At 62.4% G+C, this 16,714-nt stretch carries 15 protein-coding genes and 2 tRNA genes; 6 read left to right on the forward strand and 11 right to left on the reverse strand.

Going from position 1 to position 16,714, the window contains the following annotated elements; all coding sequences use genetic code 11:
- The first annotated feature begins 5 nt into the window (after positions 1-5).
- From AC3RCG_RS11070 to AC3RCG_RS11085, 4 genes are read left to right on the forward strand one after another with little or no spacing between them, the layout of a single operon-like run.
- Positions 6-1,082, forward strand: coding sequence for a sensor histidine kinase (locus AC3RCG_RS11070; RefSeq protein WP_070290778.1), 1,077 nt, complete (start codon positions 6-8; stop codon positions 1,080-1,082).
- Positions 1,083-1,093: 11 nt separating this feature from the next.
- Positions 1,094-1,822: a LytR/AlgR family response regulator transcription factor gene (locus AC3RCG_RS11075; RefSeq protein WP_070290779.1), complete on the forward strand. Its 729-nt coding sequence runs from the start codon at positions 1,094-1,096 to the stop codon at positions 1,820-1,822.
- Between the two features lie 58 nt (positions 1,823-1,880).
- The gene (locus AC3RCG_RS11080; protein ID WP_409026731.1) at positions 1,881-2,282 is read left to right on the forward strand and encodes a type II toxin-antitoxin system RelE/ParE family toxin; all 402 of its coding nucleotides are present in this window, start codon (positions 1,881-1,883) and stop codon (positions 2,280-2,282) included.
- 21 nt (positions 2,283-2,303) lie between these two features.
- A complete protein-coding gene (locus AC3RCG_RS11085; RefSeq protein WP_492405517.1) occupies positions 2,304-2,732 on the forward strand; it encodes an XRE family transcriptional regulator in 429 nt (142 codons plus the stop codon).
- 16 nt (positions 2,733-2,748) lie between these two features.
- Here the strand turns inward: AC3RCG_RS11085 and AC3RCG_RS11090 are convergent, their stop codons facing one another.
- From AC3RCG_RS11090 to AC3RCG_RS11100, 3 genes are all read right to left on the reverse strand, one after another.
- Positions 2,749-5,013, reverse strand: coding sequence for an ATP-dependent DNA helicase (locus tag AC3RCG_RS11090; protein ID WP_492405520.1), 2,265 nt, complete (start codon positions 5,011-5,013; stop codon positions 2,749-2,751).
- Complete coding sequence (locus tag AC3RCG_RS11095; RefSeq protein ID WP_492405522.1) at positions 5,010-6,662, reverse strand: VRR-NUC domain-containing protein; 1,653 nt, start codon at positions 6,660-6,662, stop codon at positions 5,010-5,012. The genes AC3RCG_RS11090 and AC3RCG_RS11095 overlap by 4 nt, the downstream gene beginning before the upstream one ends.
- A gap of 95 nt (positions 6,663-6,757) precedes the next feature.
- Positions 6,758-7,462, reverse strand: coding sequence for an SMI1/KNR4 family protein (locus tag AC3RCG_RS11100; protein ID WP_492405524.1), 705 nt, complete (start codon positions 7,460-7,462; stop codon positions 6,758-6,760).
- 157 nt (positions 7,463-7,619) lie between these two features.
- On the opposite strand from AC3RCG_RS11100, the gene AC3RCG_RS11105 reads away from it, so the two are divergent.
- Positions 7,620-8,849, forward strand: coding sequence for an MFS transporter (locus AC3RCG_RS11105; RefSeq protein WP_492405525.1), 1,230 nt, complete (start codon positions 7,620-7,622; stop codon positions 8,847-8,849).
- A 172-nt stretch (positions 8,850-9,021) separates the two neighbouring features.
- On the opposite strand, the gene phaP is transcribed toward AC3RCG_RS11105, so the two are convergent.
- From phaP to AC3RCG_RS11125, 4 genes are all read right to left on the reverse strand, one after another.
- Complete coding sequence (gene phaP, locus AC3RCG_RS11110) at positions 9,022-9,621, reverse strand: TIGR01841 family phasin (protein WP_070310500.1); 600 nt, start codon at positions 9,619-9,621, stop codon at positions 9,022-9,024.
- Positions 9,622-9,728: 107 nt separating this feature from the next.
- Positions 9,729-9,923, reverse strand: coding sequence for a hypothetical protein (locus AC3RCG_RS11115; RefSeq protein ID WP_409026725.1), 195 nt, complete (start codon positions 9,921-9,923; stop codon positions 9,729-9,731).
- A 47-nt stretch (positions 9,924-9,970) separates the two neighbouring features.
- Entirely contained in the window at positions 9,971-12,211 is a 2,241-nt protein-coding gene (locus tag AC3RCG_RS11120; RefSeq protein WP_121669041.1) for an ATP-binding protein, read from the reverse strand.
- Positions 12,212-12,302: 91 nt separating this feature from the next.
- Complete coding sequence (locus tag AC3RCG_RS11125; protein ID WP_070218077.1) at positions 12,303-12,731, reverse strand: winged helix-turn-helix transcriptional regulator; 429 nt, start codon at positions 12,729-12,731, stop codon at positions 12,303-12,305.
- A gap of 114 nt (positions 12,732-12,845) precedes the next feature.
- On the opposite strand from AC3RCG_RS11125, the gene AC3RCG_RS11130 reads away from it, so the two are divergent.
- Positions 12,846-13,697 (forward strand): SDR family oxidoreductase, encoded by an 852-nt coding sequence (locus tag AC3RCG_RS11130; protein ID WP_492405528.1) that lies wholly within the window; start codon positions 12,846-12,848, stop codon positions 13,695-13,697.
- A gap of 66 nt (positions 13,698-13,763) precedes the next feature.
- On the opposite strand, the gene AC3RCG_RS11135 is transcribed toward AC3RCG_RS11130, so the two are convergent.
- The 4 genes from AC3RCG_RS11135 to AC3RCG_RS11150 form a co-directional block, all read right to left on the reverse strand.
- Positions 13,764-14,995 (reverse strand): IS3 family transposase gene (locus tag AC3RCG_RS11135; RefSeq protein WP_492490433.1). Its coding sequence is split into 2 segments (ribosomal slippage): positions 13,764-14,627 and positions 14,630-14,995, totalling 1,230 coding nucleotides; the frame shifts between segments, so codons are not numbered across the junction.
- Between the two features lie 112 nt (positions 14,996-15,107).
- Positions 15,108-15,192: transfer RNA gene (locus tag AC3RCG_RS11140), tRNA-Leu, on the reverse strand.
- A 75-nt stretch (positions 15,193-15,267) separates the two neighbouring features.
- Positions 15,268-15,352 (reverse strand) — tRNA-Leu (locus AC3RCG_RS11145).
- Between the two features lie 187 nt (positions 15,353-15,539).
- The gene (locus AC3RCG_RS11150) at positions 15,540-16,604 is read right to left on the reverse strand and encodes an NF038122 family metalloprotease (protein WP_492405698.1); all 1,065 of its coding nucleotides are present in this window, start codon (positions 16,602-16,604) and stop codon (positions 15,540-15,542) included.
- Between the last annotated feature and the right edge of the window lie 110 nt (positions 16,605-16,714).

Below are 16,714 nucleotides of genomic sequence, written 5' to 3' on the forward strand. Positions count from 1 at the left end.
CGCGCATGTCCGGACCCTTGTCGAAGCGGCGCGGCGCCGTGGTGGTGTTCCTGGTGTGCATCGCGCTGGGCCTGGCCCTGGCCTCCCTCCTGGCCAGGGTGGCGCACGCGCCTTGGCTCAATGCCGTCCTGCTGGTGGTGCCCGCCACGCTCGTGTATGCGATCGGTTCCGGCTTTTCCGCGTTTTACCTGTGCCGCGCCTACCCCTTGCACGCGCGCCATCCGCTCGCCATTGCCGGCGTGATGGGCGTGGCGGCGCTGTTCGCGGGCTTGCTGTGGGCAACCCTGCTGCAATTTCTGAACAGCGTCAGCCTGTTGCCGGACGTGCGCTGGCTGGGCGTGGACCTGACGCAGTCGCTGCTGGCCCTGTTCTTCGGCCTGGGCGCGCTGCTGTATTGCCTGGCCGCCGCCGTGCATTATCTGCTGCTCGAATTCGTGCGCGCCAGCATGGCCGAGCAACGGGGCCTGGAAGCGCAGCTGATGGCGCAGGAAGCACAACTGCGCATGCTGCGCACGCAAATCGATCCGCATTTCCTGTTCAACAGCCTGAACTCCATCAGCGCCCTGACGTCTATCGATGCGGCGGGCGCGCGCCAGATGACGGTGCAGCTGGCCAGTTTCTTTCGCCAGAGCCTGAGCCTGGAAGCGCACAAGCACATTACCGTGCAAGAGGAGCTGGTGCTGATCCGCCACTTTCTCGCCATCGAGCAAGTGCGCTTCGGCGAACGCCTGCAAGTGGCGGAAAGCATCGACACTGCCGCGCTGGCCTGTTTGCTGCCGCCCATGCTGATACAGCCGCTGGTGGAAAATGCCGTCAAGCACGGCATCTGCGGCTTGACGGAGGGCGGCCTGATCGCCATCGAAGTCCGGCGCGTGGGCAGCCTGTTGCAGATTGCCGTGCGCAATCCTGTTGATGCGTATCAGGGGCCAGCGCGCGGTAATGGCGTGGGCCTGGAAAATGTACGCCAGCGCCTGGCCGGCGCGTATGGCCACAAGGCCGGCGTGCACTGGACGCGGCACGGCGCGACGTTTGAAGTAACCTTATCGATGCCGGCGCAGACCGGTGGCACGGAGGAAGCATGATGCAGGCAAGAATGCGGGTGGCCATCGTCGATGATGAATTACTGGCGCGCAGCGTGCTGCGCGAATACCTGGCGCGCCATGACGATATCGACATCGTGGCCGAGTGCGCCAACGGCTTCGACGCCGTCAAGGCCATCGCGGAACTGGAACCGGAACTGGTGTTCCTCGACATCCAGATGCCGCGCCTGGACGGTTTCGAAGTGGCCGAGCTGATCGGCGCGAAGACTAAGCTGATCTTTGTCACGGCCTACGACCAGTACGCCTTGAAGGCGTTCGAATGCCATGCGCTCGATTACCTGCTGAAACCGTTCAGCGAACAGCGCTTCGACCAGGCGCTGGCCCATGCGCGCGCCAACCGCAGCACGCCGGACACTGTGCAAATGGTGGCGCGCGAGGCGGCCACGCGCGCCGCGCCCCTGGATCGCGTGCTGATACGCGATGGCGCCAAGGTCCACGTCATCGCCAGTGCCCGGATCGACTACATCGAGGCGCAAGACGACTACATCAGCATCCGTTCCGAGGGCAAGTCCTACCTGAAAAGCCAAACCTTGGCGGAACTGGAAACCCAGCTCGACCCCGCCAAGTTCCTGCGCGTGCACCGCTCGTACCTGCTCAATATCGACGGCATCCGCCGCATCGAGGCGGCCACCAAGGACAGCCACGTGGCCATCTTGCGCGACGAGACGAGGATACCCGTGAGCAAGGCGGGGTATCAGAAACTCAGGTTACTGGTGGGCTAGCATGTTCTATGGCATAGATGCTTAATCATCTAAGCGTGATATCATCAGGAGATGATAAATGAATGCGCCGAAGACTTGGCCGGTCACGTTTCACGATGACTTCGATGCGGAATTCGATGCTCTGCCGATAGATGTCCAGGATGAATTGCTGGCGAGTGCCGATGCACTGTCGAAGCTGGGTCCGGCTGCCGGGCGTCCTCATGTCGGGACGTTGAAGCATCCTAAACACCCGAATATGAAAGAGCTGCGTTTCAAGGCCAATAACGGGGCAGAGGTGTGGCGCGCGGTCTTTGCTTTCGATACACGGCGAGAGGCGGTCATTCTGGTTGCGGCAGCCAAGCAGGGTGTCGACGAGGACAGGTTTTACAGGGATTTGTTGTTCAAGGCAAATGCGCGCTACGAGCAACACCTCAAAAACCTGACCACGGCGACAGCAAGGCAGGGCAAAGGCAGGAGATGATTTCAGGAACAGGAGCTAGCCATGGGAAGAAATCTGAATGACGTGATCCACAGTTTGCCGGCCGAGCGTCAGGCAAAAATTGCGGCTCTGTCCCAGGAGAAAATGCAGGAAATGATAGCGCATGCCGCCACGCTGACGGATTTCCGCAAGGCCGTGGGCAAGACCCAGGCGGAGGTTGCCAGGGAACTGGGGATTCAACAGCATGCCGTTTCCCAGCTGGAAAAGCGTACCGACACCTATGTCTCGACCTTGCGCCGCTTCCTGCAATCGCTGGGCATGACATTGGAATTGTCGGTCGTCGCGCAAAACGGCGTTCGTATCGAACTGCAGAATTTTCTGCGTAGCCAGGAAGTTGATGCCGATGTCCATGACAGCGCACTTGCTGCATCTGCGACGCCCCCCCGAAAGCGGAAGGCCAGTGTGCCGCGCAAGCGGGCTGGCAACACCTGAAGAGATTAACCGCGTGCTATCCGCCAGCCAGCTGCACATCCCACCACGTGGGCAAGAGCTGGCGGATTTCCGGGCGTGAAAAACGGTCGTCGATCAGGTAGACGACGCCCTTGTCCGACTGGGTGCGGATGACTCTGCCGGCCGCCTGCACCACCTTCTGCATGCCCGGATACAGATACGTGTAGTCGTAGCCGGCGCCGAAGATGTCGCCCATGCGCTGGCGGATCTGCTCGTTGACGGGATTGATCTGCGGCAAACCCAGGGTGGCGATGAAGGCGCCGATCAGCCGGGCACCGGGCAGGTCGATGCCTTCGCCGAAGGCGCCGCCGAGCACGGCAAAGCCGATGCCGCGTGTTTCCAGGCCGAAACGGCCAAGGAATTTCGCGCGGGCCGTATCGTCCATGCGGCGCGGCTGCTGCCAGATGGGCACGTCGGGGTGATGCTGGGCGAACAGGGTGGCCGTCTTTTCCATGTAATCGAAGCTGCTGAAGAAGGCCAGGTAGTTGCCCGGCGTTTCCGCGTATTGCTTTGCCATCAATTGGGCAATGGGCAGCAGCGAGGCGGCGCGGTGCTGGTAGCGCGTGGAAATGGTATCGGCCACGCGCACGGACAGTTGTTCCGCCTGGAATGGCGATTCCACGTCGACCCAGGCCGTGTCGGCCGGCATGCCCAGGGTATCGCTGTAGTAATTCCACGGACTCAGGGTGGCGGAAAACAGGGCCGTGCTGTGGCTGGCCGCGAAGCGCTCTTTCAAGAACGGTGCCGGCACGATGTTGCGGATGCAGACGGTGGAGCCCGTCTCCGTCTTGCTGACGTCGAACAGCGAATGCTCGCCAAAGCTTTCCGCCAGGCGGTTGATCAGCAGCACGTCGAAATAGAAGCGCTGCAAATCTTCGTCCAGAGCCGTGGCATGTTCGGCCATGTAGTCGCCGATGGCTGTCGCCACGCCTTGCAGGGCGCCAAAGAATTTATCGGGCAAGGCCGCATGCACGAGGTAATCGCCATCCTGCTCTTTCAACAAGGCCGTCCACTGGCGCGAGAGGCGGTCCAGCGGCTTTTTCAGCCCTTCGGGCGCGAACTTGCGCAGCATTTTCAGGTCGATCTGCGCCAGTTCGGCCGAATACATGCTGCGCGCGCGCGACACCATATTGTGCGCTTCGTCGACCAGCACATTGACTTTCCAGTCGTGGGCCAATGTCATGCCATACAGCATGGCGCTGAGGTCGAAATAATAATTGTAGTCGCCGATGACGACGTCGCTCCAGCGTGCCAATTCCATGCCCAGGTAATACGGGCAAATACCCTGCTGCAAGGCGACGGCGCGCACGGCTTCCTTGTCGAGGATCAAACCGCTGGCCAGCGCCACCTCGCGCGCCAGCGGCAGGCGGTCGTAAAAACCCTTGGCCAGCGGACACGATTCGCCGTGACAAGCCTTGTCGGGATGTTCGCAGGCACTGGTCTTGGCGCTCAGTTCCAGCACGCGCAAGGGCAGCAGCGGCGCGCTCTCCTTGAGGATGGCGCAGGCGTCGAGCGCCATTTGCCGGCCCGGCACCTTGGCAGCCAGGAAAAACAGTTTGTCGAGGCCATGCGCGGCCGTCGCTTTCAACATGGGGAACAGGCTGCCCACCGTCTTGCCGATGCCGGTCGGCGCCTGCGCCAGCAAGCCGCAGCCGCGGCTGCTGGCCTTGTACATGGCTTCGGCCAGCTGGCGCTGTCCCGGGCGGAAGTTTGCGTGGGGAAAGGCCATGGCCGTGAGCTGTGCGTCGCGGCTGGCCCGGTGCGCCATTTCCTGCTCGGCCCATTCCAGGAACAGCGCGCAATGCTGCTCGAAGAACAGGCGCAGCGCCTCGGCCGTGCATTCCTCGTGCATGACGGTTTCCTTCTGGCTGGCGATGTCGAAATACACGAGTGCCACGCGCAGCATGGGCAGGTTCAGCTGCTGGCACAGCAAGTGGCCGTAGATGCGCGCTTGCGCCCAGTGCAGCTGGCGGTGGTTGGCGGGCATCGTGTCCAGTTCGCCCCGGTAGGTCTTGATTTCTTCCAGCTGCCGCCGCGCCGGGTCGTAGCCATCGGCGCGGCCCCGCACGTGCAGGGGGCCGAAGTCGCCGCACAGGCTGATTTCGCGCTGGTAATCGTCGTCGCGCCGGCCCGTGACGGTGGCGTGGCCGGCCATGCCTTCCTGCGCCGTGGGCGAGGGCGTGAAACGCAGGTCCAGGTCGCCCACCTTGGCCGTGAATTCGCACAGGGCGCGCACGGCGATCGTGTACCTCCTGGCGCTCATGCCGCCGCCTGCCATTGCAGATAGCACACGCTGACGGGCATGGCGTGCTGGGCGCAATACGCGATCCAGCGCAGCTGGTTGTCTTGCAGGCGGTCGCCCGGACCCTTGACTTCGATCATTCGGTAGCGCCGTTCTGCCGGCCAGAACTGGATCAGATCAGGCAAGCCGCTGCGGTTGCTTTTGATATCGAGCAAGATGCGCTCGAACGCCTTCTTCAGGTGCGCGGCGGGCATGCAGGCCAGCGCCAGGTCCAGCAAGCCGTCGTCCAGCGCCTCCCAGCTGACGAAGGGCGAAACGATGCCGTGCTTCGCGGCAAAGGTGGCGCGGATGGCGGCGTGGTAGCTGTCGTCGTCCAGTTGCGCCAGGCAGGCGGCGAAGTCCGTACTGCGGCGCTGGTAAAAATCGGCGCTGTGCAAGTCGGCCGGGCCACGGTGAAACGGGTGGAAGAAAGCGCCCGGCATGGCCTTGAAGATGGCGGGCCAGCACAGCAGGCCGAACAGCGAGTTGATCAGAGTGTTTTCCACGTAATACACGGGCGCGTCATCGCGCATCAGGTGTTGCTGCACCACCGCTTCCACGTAGCACGCCTGTTCCGGGAAGGGCAGCTGCAAGTCGATGCGCTCGACGCTGGCGGGGGCGCTGGCCGCCTGCTTCGCATGGCCCAGCTTGCGCCGCAAGCGGGGGGCCATGCGCAGCAGCAATTGTTGTTCCGCCTCGCTTTCCGGCGCCGCCAGGGCAATCATCAGGCGTTCATAGGCCGCTTGCGGCTGCTCGTCTTTTTCCAGCACGCGGATGGCGCGGCCCCGCGCGCCCGGATAGCGGCAATCGGCATAGGCGCGGTAGGCGGCCGGCCAGTCCTGGCATTTTTCCAGGTGCTGGGCGATCTGGAAACGCAGCTTGTCGCGCCGGCTGGCCAGCCAGGTATTGTCTTCTGGCAATGGCAGCGCCGCCAGTTCCTGCAGCACCTCGTCCGCCGGTGCGCTGTCGTTGTAGCGTTCCCGGCACTGGTGCAGCACTTCATAGTGCTCGATATCCTGGCGCGTGCGAAAGCCGCGCGACTCGGGCGAAAAATCCACTCTTTCATATTGATACACGCCCAGGTCGGACAGCACGAATTCCGACCAGTCCTGATGATAGTTGCCAAAGTAAATCAGGCGCAGGCGGTCGCACAGGGGCTGCAAACCGATGCGGTACAGCACGTCGCTGCAGGCCGGATGCCAGGCGGAAAACGGTCTGTTTTCCCCATGCTGTTCGCGCAAGACCTCCAGCTGCTCGGCCTTGCGCGCCGCTTTCAGGGACGGGGCGAGATCGAAAGCCTGGGCGATTTCCGCTTTCAGCAATTGCTCGAACAGCTCGTCGAGTGCAATGACGGGATCGACTTCCACCCATGCCAGGGCCAGCAAGGGCAGGGCGGCCGCGCGCGTGTCGCCGATTTCCGGATACTTGAGCTTACTGGCGCGAAACAGGCAGCCTTTGCGCATGACGAGGCGCACGAACAGGGCGCGCGACGGCTGCGGCAGTGCGCCGAAGTCGGCGATGAAGCGCGTTTCTTCAGGGCTCAGCAGATCGGCGTAACGGGCGCTGATCCAGCTCAGCACGTCCTGGAAATTATCCAGATAGTACAGGGGATTTTCCAGGACTTTCAACATGGGGATGGCAATAGGGCAAGATGCAAGATGATCGGTTTTACTGTGTTTATATACAGTTTAAACCTTCATCCGCCGCTTGCCCAGCGATTTTATGCTCAGCCAGCCGTGCTGTAGGCAAAACAGCTGTCGAACTTTTCGTAGGGAATGCATTCTTCGCGCAGGCGGGCCAGTTCGATGTCGGTCAGCAAGCCCCGGTGCGCCTGCTTGCGTCCTTTCGGCAAGGTCACCTCGTAATCGAGGATGTCCCTGGCCAGCGAGGTTTGCAGCACTTCGGCTTGCCGCGCCGTCAGGTAGCGCGCATGCGTGCCCAGGGTGTTGGCCAGCTGTTCCCTGAATGCCTCGTCGCTGACCTCGTTATAGGTATCCTGATCCGCCATGCTGTTCAACAACATGTGGAACACGAAATCCTGCAGGTTTTTCGCCAGGTACTGCGCTTCATTCTGGTCATGCCACAGCAGCACGACGGGCATGTCGCCGTCCTGCTGGCCGGAGGCGAAAAAGCAGTAGTGATCGCCCGCGCCCGTTTGCGCGAACGGGATGAAGCGGAAGGCGGGATCAATCTGCCGGTAATCGTCCGCGTCGCGCAAGGTGTCCGCCTCTTCGGCCACGGCCTTGATGTTGAGCAATTCGAAATCATCGGCATGCAACAGCAGGGTAGGGCGCTCCGTCAAGGTGGGATAGACCAGCTTGTACCAGTCGGGCCCGTATTCGCCCACGGCGAGCATGCCGTCGCGCTCCAGTTGCCGGTACAGCGCAGGATAGGTGAAGCCGTGTTTGCTTTCAATTTCTGGCAGGGTCATGTTTATCCTGTTCAACGTGGGTCATGGCGGCATGATAGCCGAGGCCTTGTCTGGCACGCTTCACGGCGGCAATGATGAGCATGATTAATAAACATTTAAGTTTGCTTGTGTGGAATGGTCAACGTATGCTTGCCAGACTAAAATTCGCCGAGCCCGCATGAAAAACGTCATCCTGATTTCCGCCGCCTGCCTGCTGGCGCTGCTGTCGACCATCGGCGCCTCCTTGCCATACCCGATCCTGCCGCCGCTGTTCGCGGCCGAGGCGCCGAATGCCTTCAACAATTTCCTTGGCTTGCCGTCCAAGCTGCTGTTCGGCCTGGCGCTGACGATCAACCCGCTGGGCTTGCTGATCGGTTCGGCCCTGCTGGGCCCCTTGTCCGACCGCTACGGCCGCCGTCCCTTGCTGATGCGCACGGCCGTGGGCGCCGCCATCGGCCATGCGATCACGGCCTGGGCACTGGTGATCCAGTCCTATCCGCTGTTCATCGTCGCCCGTTTCATCACGGGTTTGCTGGAGGGTAACGGCGCCGTGGCGCGCGCCATGTTGGCCGACCAGCTGACGGGAGCGCTGCGCCTGCGCGCCATGTCGTGGCTGAACGGCGCGTTTTACCTGGGCTGGCTGGTGGGCCCGATCCTGGCGGGCGCCACCTTGCATTGGGGCGTGACGGTGCCGTTCTGGATCGCCGCCGCCGCGCTGATGCTCGTCGCCGTGCTGGTGGCTGTCGGCTTGCCGCGCGAAACGCCCTCGCTATTGACGACGTCGTGGTGGCAAGTGGCGCGCGACCGCCATTCGCTCAATTTGCTGCGCCATGAGGAGCTGCGCACCCTGTTCATCGTGCAACTGGCGTTCACCTGCGGCGTGGCCAGTTTTTATGAGTTCTACCCGCTGTGGCTGGTTGAGACGGCCCATTATCATGCGCAGGAGATTGCCTGGGTGAATGTGGGCCTGTGCGGCACGATGACGATTACGTCCTTGCTGGCGGGCGGTCCCAGCCGCCATGCGCCGCTGCTGCGCGCCTGCTGGTATGCGTGCGGCGTGGCGCTGGCCGTGGGGATATTGGCGCTGGGTAATATCTGGGTGGGCATCGCCGCCATCGTGCTGTTCGGCATTCCGAATGCGCTGTACAACACGGTGATACAGGGCTGGTGCGCCGAGCGCTTCAGTGCGCACGGACAGGGCGCCGTGATGGGCTTGCTGGCCACCACCTTTTGCATCGCCAACATCGTCGTGGCCCTCAGCGGCTCCGTGCTGACCCTGATCGACACGCGGCTGATCCTCGTCGCCGGCGCCTTGTCCGCCGCCTGGGCCGCATGGCGCATGGCGGCCTGGCGCCGCCAGCTGGCCGGAACCGTCGAGGCGAAGGCTCGCCAGGATTTCTGCAGCTAGGCTCAGGCTATTTCTGGGGTGTGGGAGGGGGGGCGAATACCGGACCCTGCCGGTGAATTCTTGTAGGTCGGGTAGGCCGGATTAGCGCGCAAGCGCGTAATCCGACATCACCATGAGCGCCAGCAGTGCGTCGGATTACGCGCGGCCTTGCCGCGCTAATCCGACCTACGGCTTACTTTTTGGCAGCCTTCGGTTTGGCCGCCGGTGCTGCTTTTTCAGGTGCGGCCGTGGCTTTTTCCGTGGCCTGCGCCACTTGCGCGCTGGCCTTGGCGATCTGCTCTTCCACGGTCTTCACGGCCTGTTTCGTGGCCTTGGTCACTTGTTCGTAGCCGAGGAAGGCGTTGTCGATGGCGGCCTTGACGATGGCGACGGCGTTTTCCGAGCCTGGCGGCACGTTTTTCGTGACGTCGTAGATCAGGGCGCTCAGATTGCTTTTCGCTTCGGCCACATGGGCTTCGGCGGCCGTGGTGAATTCCGTGTGGATTTCCTTGATGATGTCGTCGAGTTGCTGTTTATACGCTTTTGCGCCGGCCACGCCCGGTTGCAGCTGGGCGGCGGCGGCGGCCATGGCGGCCTTCGGATCCTTGGCCTGGCTGATTTCCTTGCCGGCGGCAAGGCCATCCTCGATGCCGGACTTGGCGGTGGCCATGTTCAATGCCAGCACCTGTTCCACGCCTTGCACGGCCTTGGACGTGAGGGTGTTGAAGGTCATCAGCTGGAATTCAAACAGGGCCTTGGTGGCCGATGCGAATTGTTCGGGATTCGTAAACATGTGGTCTCCTCGGTTTGAATAGATACGTTCTTATCGTTCCATACTCTTTCGACGCCGCATTGCCATCGCTTGATCTCAAGCCGGTGCCCCGTGTGGTCATGGCCCCATTATTTAACAAGCGCCGGTTTTTCGCAACGGCTATCTTTGTACGGTCCCGAGGCCAGTTCCCAGCCAAATCCGAGGGTGGACTGGGCGCACGACAGGGTGCCGTCGATCTTGCTGCGCCATTTGTACCAGGGCGCCGGTCCGGCCGTGGCGTACCCGCAGGCGGCCAGCAGGGCCGTGGCGATCAGGTATTTCATAAGTACTCCGAAAGAAAAGCCTGCCGGCATTGTAGCGTGCCTGCCGTTCAGGGGGCGGGCGATTGCGGCGCCACGGCGGGCAGCTGCAGGGTGAAGGTGGTGCCGCTGGCGTCGCCGATGCTGCTGGTGGCGTCGATATGCCCGCCCAGCACGCCCGTGACGATGTTGTGCGCCACATGCAAGCCCAGGCCCGAACCACCGGAACCGAGCTTGGTCGTGAAGAAGGGGTCGTAGACATGCACGAGGTCGTCGGCGGCGATGCCCACGCCCGTGTCGGCGATGGACATGGTGATCGTCTTCCCGTCGTCGCTGCCGCGCGCCCTGACGTTTATGGTGCCGCCGCTGCGGCCCTCGAAGGCGTGGCGCAGGCAGTTTTCCAGCAGGTTGCTCAGCACCTGGCCCAGCGGACCGGGATAGCTGTCCATCGCCAGGCCCTCCGGCACGTCCTGCGTCAGGCTCAGGCCGGCGGCCTTGAGCTGCGTGCACAGGGGCAGCATCAGCTCGGCCACGAACTGGCGCAGCAGGAAGTGGCGGCGTTGCGAACTGGCGCGGTCGACGGCGATCTGCTTGAAGCTCGAAACGAGGTCGGCCGCGCGCTGCAGGTTGCGCAGCATGATGGCGTCCGCCTCGCTGGCCTGGGTCAGGTAGGCGCCCAGTTCGGAGCGGCGCAGGCCATCGAGAAAGCTGGCCTGGATTTCGCGCGTGCGTTCGGCCATGGTGGTGGCCACCACCAGACCGTTGCCGATCGGCGTATTGAGTTCATGCGCAATGCCGGCGACGAGCGCACCGAGCGCGGCCAACTTGTCGCGGCGCACCAGTTCTTCCTGCGTGATGGACAGGTTTTCCAGCGCGGCGGCCAACTCGCGGTTCGTCTGCTCCGAGTGTTCCTTGGCCTGCGTCAGGGCCGCCGTGCGTTCGGCCACCAGCTCTTCCAGGTGGGTGCGGTGGCGTTGCAGCTCGCGTTCATGGCGCATGCGGCCAATCGCGATGCCGGCCAGGTCGGTGGCCGTGTCGATCAGTTCCAGGTCGCGCGCATCGGGCTGGCGTACTTCGCGGTAGTACATGGCGAAGGAACCGAGCACGGCGCCATCCTGGCCGAAAATGGGTTGCGACCAGCACGCGCGCAAGCCGAACGGCGCGGCCAGCTCGCGGTAGGGCGCCCACAGCGGATCGCGCATGATGTCGCTGACCACCACCTGTTCGCGCAGGAACATGGCGGTGCCGCAGGAGCCCACGCCGGGGCCGATGGCCACGCCTTCTAGCAGGGCCATGTACTCGGTCGGCAGGCTGGGACCAGCCGCGCTGTGCATGTGGGTGCCGTCGTCGTCGAGCAGCATGATGGAGCACAGCACGCCGCGCGACTGGCCTTCGATCAAGAGCAGCAGCTGGTTCAGCGTGGGGATCAGGGGCGCGCCCTTGGCGACCATTTCCAGCAGGGCGCTCTGGCCCGAGCGCATCGCTTCGGCGAGGTTGCGTTCGGTCAAGTCGATGATGCGCGCATGCACGAGCTGGCGGCCCGGCACGGACAGGCGCATCAGGCGGATTTCGCAGGCGATCGGGTGGCTGTCGCGGTGGCAGCAGCTGGCGCGGAAGACGACGATCTTGCCTTGCAGGGTATCGCGGATCTTTTCTTCCAGCAGCTGCGGCGAGGCGCGGCCATCGCTCTGATGTTTGGGGAACAGCGGCTCCATGCCGCCTTGCAGCAGCTCGGCCAGCGGCATGCCGAACAGTTCTTCGGCCAGGTGGTTGGCGTCGATCAGCAGCTCGTTGTCGATATCGAACAGCAGCACGGCGTCGGGTGAACCGGCCAATATCGAGTGGTAATTGACTTCCAGCGTTTGCGGATGCACGGGGCGCGGCGGCGTGGCGGCATGCGGCGCGGAAGCTTCGGCCTTGTGCAAGGCCAGTTCCATGAGGATTTTTTCCGCCACGTCGCGCGCATTGAAGGGCATCTTGATGTAGTCGGAAGCGCCGGCGCCCACGCTGCGGCCCTGCTCCTCGGCGCTGGGCGTGGCCGACATCAGCAGCAGGGGCACGCTGTGGCGTCCGCCCGCATTGCGCAGACGCATGCAGGTGGCGCCGATATTCGAGCCCGCCAGAGCCGCGTCGAGCAGGATCAGGTCCGTGCCGCCGGCCGCCAGTTCCACGCCTTCGTCGATATCGCCCGCCAGCCCCGTGCCCAGGTTATGCCGGTCCAGCACATACAGCAGTTCGCGCACTTCGTTCGGCGAATTGCTGACCAGCAGCACATTGGCCCGGTCGGTGATGGAAGAAATCAACTGATTCATGGTGTCGCGCCCTTACGCGGTTCATGGGCCTAGTATTACATCAAGGCAAGTAGGAGTAAACGATAATTCTTGATGATCAAAAGCAATCTGCTCAAGCCGCATTTTGCGCTGGCGGTGCCGCATCCAGGGCCGCGCGCGCCTGTTCGATGCGCGGGTAATTGTCTTCGATCCAGTCGACCAGCACGGCCAGGCGTTCGGCCGCCTCGCGCCCCAGCGGCGTGAGGCTGTATTCCACCTTGGGCGGGATCACCAGATACGCCTGGCGCAGCACGAAGCCGTCGCCCGCCAGCGCTTCCAGGGTTTGCGCCAGCATTTTTTCGCTGACGCCGCCCACTTCGCGGCGCAGTTCGCTAAAGCGCCGCGTGCCGCTCAGCAGCAGTACCAGCACCAGCACGGCCCAGCGGCTGGTCAGGTGGCTGAGCACGGCGCGCGACGGGCAGGTGGCCGCCAGCAGGTGTGCCTCCTGATTCTGGCGGGCGAGGGCGGCGCGCAGGCTGGCGCCGGGAGTGTCTGTGGGCATGATAGTTGGTCTTCAATGTGAGGGTAATCCATACTTACCAAAAGGTACGTACTTACAATAAGTAAGTAATAGTCCTATTATAGGGTTTTACCAGCCACCCTCCAAGGAGAAATCATGATCGTCATCACCGGCGCCACAGGCAATCTGGGCCAGCACGTCATTGCCAGCCTGCTCGCATCCGTTCCCGCAGCCAACATCATTGCCGCCGTGCGCAACCCGGCCAAGGCCGCCGGCCTGGCCGCCAAGGGCGTGCAGGTCCGCCAGGCCGATTACAACGACGGCGCCAGCCTTGATGCGGCCTTCAAGGGCGCAACGAAAATCTTGCTGATTTCGTCGAGCGAAGTGGGCCAGCGCGCGCAGCAGCACCAGAACGTCATCGATGCTGCCAGGCGCGCCGGCGTTTCCCTGCTGGCCTATACCAGTGTCTTGCGCGCCGATACGTCGCCGCTGGGCCTGGCCGCCGAGCACGTGATCACGGAAGCGGCCATCCGCGCGTCCGGCCTGCCGTACACGTTCCTGCGCAACGGCTGGTATCTGGAAAACCATACGGAACACCTGGCACCCGTGCTTGAGCATGGCGTCGTGCTGGGCGCGGCGCAAAACGGCCGCTTCTCGTCGGCCGCGCGCGCTGATTATGCCGCCGCCGCCGCTGCCGTGCTGACGGCGGACCAGCCGCAAGCGATCTATGAACTGGCTGGCGACCACGGTTTTACCCTGGCCGAGTACGCGGCCGAAGTGGCGCGCCAGTCGGGCAAGGCGATCGTCTACAAGGATTTGCCGCAGGCGGACTTCAAGGCGGCGCTGGTGGGCGTGGGCGTGCCGGAAGGGTTTGCCGAGTTGCTGGCCGATTCCGACGCGGGCGCGGCCAAGGGCGGCCTGGAAGACCATGGCAAGCAATTGAGCGCGCTGACAGGCCGTCCGACGACGACGCTGCTTGACGCCGTGAAGGCGGCGCTGGGCAAATAAGGGGAGGGAGGGCGCCATGGCAACACATGGCGTTCTGTGTCCAGTCCTAAAATAGGTTGACAGTATTTATTGCTGCACAAACGCCCGATGCACCGCATCGGGCGTTTTGTACTTCAAGGCCGTATGTGGTCGTTCCTGGTTGTATATCCGCACCGATTGCGCCACCATTTTGCTCGCCTGTTTCAGGTCTGCAGGCCGATTCAGCAAGAACTCGCCTTTCAGGATGCCGTTGATACGTTCGGCCAGCGCATTCTGATAGCAGTCGTAGCCGTCGGTCATGGAGCAAGTCAGTCCATGACGACGATGAATTTCTTGATAGTAAGTCGAGCAGTACTGGATGCCCCTGGCTGAATGATGGATCAGCGGCGTCTTGCGCTGTCGTGCTCGCAGGGCCATCTTCAAGGCCTCGCTGACCTCTTCGGTTTGCAGGCTTGCGTGCACGTGATAGCCCACGATCTTGCGCGAATACGCATCCGTTACCAAGCTCAGATAGACGAATTTTCCGGCGGTCGGGAGATACGTGATATCGGCTACCCACACCTGCTCCGGCCGCGTGGCGAGCACTTGTCCCGGCCCCTCCTTGAGTAAATTGGGATGGCGCCGGAAGCGGTGATGGCTATTCGTGGTCTTATGATAGGCCCGCTGTGGTTGCACCAGCAGCCGCTCCTGGCGCAAGATATCAAAGAGTCCATCGCGTCCCAATTTGATTTTTGCACCGGAAAAGGCTGCACCGAGCATGCTGTGCAGCTTGCGCGTGCCGATGCGTGGCTGGCGCAGGCGTATCGGCTGCACCAGCTTGACGACAGTTTGCGCCCTGTCCAGGCAATGTCGCTCGCGCTGACGGCGCTGGTAATACGCTTGGCGGCTGATGCCGACACAGCGGCAGGCCCGTTCGACGCTTAATCCTTCGACTTGCTTGCGCGCGATGACCTGCCCAAAGGCTTTTTTACCGGCACCCCGTATTCGTCACGCAGGACGTCGAGAACCGCCTCGAACAGCGCGGATTTCTGTTTTTCTTCCTTGAGCTGACGCTCCAGCTCCTTGATGCGCTGCTCTGGCGTCAGTGGCCTGGCTGGTGTGTCTGTCATGCTCGCTCTCCGTTCGCTTCGGCCCCTGGGATGCGTCCAATCCTGCAGGCCGTGTTTGCGACACCATACCAAAACTGTCGACCGACCCTGTATTCCGTAGCGCGTTTGCGCCTGCTTGTACGTCATCTCGCCTTTTTCAACCTGCTCGACAACGCTCAATTTAAAAGCCAGGCTGTAATCTCGCTGACTGCGTCGAAACCCTTGTTCCATCGGACACTCCTTCTCTGTAACGAAAAAGTGTCAACTTATTCCAGGACGGGTCACTGCAATGAAAAAAGCCGCAAACTCGTGAAAGTTTGCGGCTTTTTTGCGAATTAGGTAATGGTGCCCACGAAGGGACTCGAACCCCTACACCCGAAGGCACATGGACCTGAACCATGCGCGTCTACCAATTCCGCCACGTGGGCACTGATGCTGCTTGTTGCTTACTGCTGTATCTCACTACTGTACTGCGGACCACAACGAAAACAACTCGTTGCTGGTGGTGCCCACGAAGGGACTCGAACCCCTACACCCGAAGGCACATGGACCTGAACCATGCGCGTCTACCAATTCCGCCACGTGGGCATTGTGCTGCGTTTTGCTGCTGCTTGCTGTCTGCTGCGTGTTCTGCAGCGACGGACAAAATAATAAGGGTTGGCGGCCATTCGGTCAATGAACATTTTGCTCTTTTCTTCAAGAAACCCCCTTTTCCGCTGAAAAAAGGGTTTTCCCTATGAGAAATGGCATAAAGCTGCCTGTTTTTTCAGCGTAGTCAGCGTCGTTGCTGCCATGCCAGCAGCATCAGTGCCAGACATAACAGTGGGAAGGTGCCCGGCGCCGGGATGGCGTTCGGGGCGATATCCCAGCCGATGGCGTCGAGGGCGATCAAGTCGTTCCAGCGCAGGCGCAATAATTCGCCGTATGCCACCGCCGGGTCCATGATGCCCAGGTCTAAATTGTCGCGCCAGTGGCTGGCCTGGTCGCCGTCGCCGTGAAAGCTGCCGTTGGCAAACAGCGGACCGCGCGTCGCGCCGCCATCGAGCGAGAAATACTTGTCGCGGTTGTCGGCCGTCCAGTCGATCACGCCGGCCGCGGCGCTTTCTGCCGAGTAGCGGAACAGGTCCAGTCCCGAGATGTAGGTAAATTCCGTGTCGTCATAGGGGCCGCCCAGCGGCGGCGAGTTGTAGTCGAGGATATCCACGCCGCTGAGAAAGCCCAGTGCGTGGCCGATTTCATGCATGGCCACGCCGATGAAGTCGATGCTGTGGGCGCCGATGCCATTGCCGGGATCGAAATCGAAGTTGAAATCGCTGTTGAACTGGATGAAGCCGTCGCAATTGCCGATGCAGCCGTCCAGCGATTGCGGCGGCGGCGCCAGGCCGACGGCCTTGGCTTCGGCATTGCTCAGGGATAAATACTGATTGTTGGCGTCGCCATTGTTGTCGAGATAGGGCAGGGCGCTGCCGGGGCCGTTGGGGCTGTTGGCCGTGCGGTTGATCAGCATGCCGAAGCTGTCGCCCGTTGGCAGGTGCGCCAGCGCCCGCTGGTCGATGGTGGACGTGGCGTCGGCGGCCAGGGCGCCGCGAAAGTCGCTGTAGCGGTAAAACGCTTCCGACGAGCCCGTTTGCCCCAGGATGTTGCCGCCCAGCGAATTGAAGCCCACCGTCAACTCGATGGTGACATTGTCTTTCAGGACGCGCGACCAGCGCGCGGCCGCCGCCTGGAATCCCTGCTGCGCCTGCAGCGAAGTGCCGGGTACGTATTGCAGATTGAACAGGGGCGAGGCGATAGTGCTGATAGGTAACATCAAGGCGAGGACGGCGACGAGGCTTTTCATGGCGGCGCTCCAGCAATGGCGATGCCATCGTGCAGGCAAGAAGCGTGCTCACTCGTAAAATCAAGGACTTGGCGCGTGCGCAGCCGTCAACTGTCAAGAATGCCGACAGG

This window comes from Janthinobacterium sp. GW823-FHT01H08 (assembly GCF_058797855.1).

Coding starts and splice junctions, on each gene's coding strand:
- AC3RCG_RS11070 (WP_070290778.1), top strand. CDS start 6: ATGTCCGGACCCTTGTCGAAGCGGCGCGGCGCCGTGGTGGTGTTCCTG.
- AC3RCG_RS11075 (WP_070290779.1), top strand. CDS start 1,094: ATGCGGGTGGCCATCGTCGATGATGAATTACTGGCGCGCAGCGTGCTG.
- AC3RCG_RS11080 (WP_409026731.1), top strand. CDS start 1,881: ATGAATGCGCCGAAGACTTGGCCGGTCACGTTTCACGATGACTTCGAT.
- AC3RCG_RS11085 (WP_492405517.1), top strand. CDS start 2,304: ATGGGAAGAAATCTGAATGACGTGATCCACAGTTTGCCGGCCGAGCGT.
- AC3RCG_RS11090 (WP_492405520.1), bottom strand. CDS start 5,013: ATGAGCGCCAGGAGGTACACGATCGCCGTGCGCGCCCTGTGCGAATTC.
- AC3RCG_RS11095 (WP_492405522.1), bottom strand. CDS start 6,662: ATGTTGAAAGTCCTGGAAAATCCCCTGTACTATCTGGATAATTTCCAG.
- AC3RCG_RS11100 (WP_492405524.1), bottom strand. CDS start 7,462: ATGACCCTGCCAGAAATTGAAAGCAAACACGGCTTCACCTATCCTGCG.
- AC3RCG_RS11105 (WP_492405525.1), top strand. CDS start 7,620: ATGAAAAACGTCATCCTGATTTCCGCCGCCTGCCTGCTGGCGCTGCTG.
- phaP (WP_070310500.1), bottom strand. CDS start 9,621: ATGTTTACGAATCCCGAACAATTCGCATCGGCCACCAAGGCCCTGTTT.
- AC3RCG_RS11115 (WP_409026725.1), bottom strand. CDS start 9,923: ATGAAATACCTGATCGCCACGGCCCTGCTGGCCGCCTGCGGGTACGCC.
- AC3RCG_RS11120 (WP_121669041.1), bottom strand. CDS start 12,211: ATGAATCAGTTGATTTCTTCCATCACCGACCGGGCCAATGTGCTGCTG.
- AC3RCG_RS11125 (WP_070218077.1), bottom strand. CDS start 12,731: ATGCCCACAGACACTCCCGGCGCCAGCCTGCGCGCCGCCCTCGCCCGC.
- AC3RCG_RS11130 (WP_492405528.1), top strand. CDS start 12,846: ATGATCGTCATCACCGGCGCCACAGGCAATCTGGGCCAGCACGTCATT.
- AC3RCG_RS11150 (WP_492405698.1), bottom strand. CDS start 16,604: ATGAAAAGCCTCGTCGCCGTCCTCGCCTTGATGTTACCTATCAGCACT.